General features: G+C 68.1%; 1 protein-coding gene. It reads right to left on the reverse strand.

From position 1 onward, the window contains the following. A partial coding sequence (locus OUY22_RS36720; protein WP_408638263.1) for a beta-ketoacyl synthase N-terminal-like domain-containing protein occupies positions 1-332 on the reverse strand: 332 nt, incomplete at its 3' end. Positions 333-401: the final 69 nt, after the last annotated feature.

A 401-nucleotide genomic window follows, 5' to 3' on the forward strand; every position in this document is an offset into this window, starting at 1 on the left:
CCGGTGCGGCTGCCCCGCAGCTCGCCCGGATCGATCCCGGCCCGCTCCAGCGCCTCCCAGCACGACTCCAGGAACAACCGATGCTGCGGATCCGTCGCCAGAGCCGTACGCGGACTCATCCCGAAGAACCCCGCGTCGAACTCCCCCGCCTCGTACACGAACCCCCCATGCCGCGTGTACGACTTGCCCACAGCCTCAGGATCCGGATCGAACAACCCCTCCAGATCCCACCCCCGATCACCCGGGAACTCACCGATCGCATCCCCACCGGACGCCACCAGATCCCACAACTCCTCAGGACCCGACACCCCACCCGGAAAACGACACGCCATCCCCACGATCGCCACCGGCTCATGCCTGCGACCCTGATCCTCGGCCAACCGCTGACGCGTCTCCGCCAG

This window comes from Nonomuraea corallina, from assembly GCF_027620315.1.
Taxonomy (GTDB): Bacteria; Actinomycetota; Actinomycetes; order Streptosporangiales; family Streptosporangiaceae; genus Nonomuraea; species Nonomuraea corallina.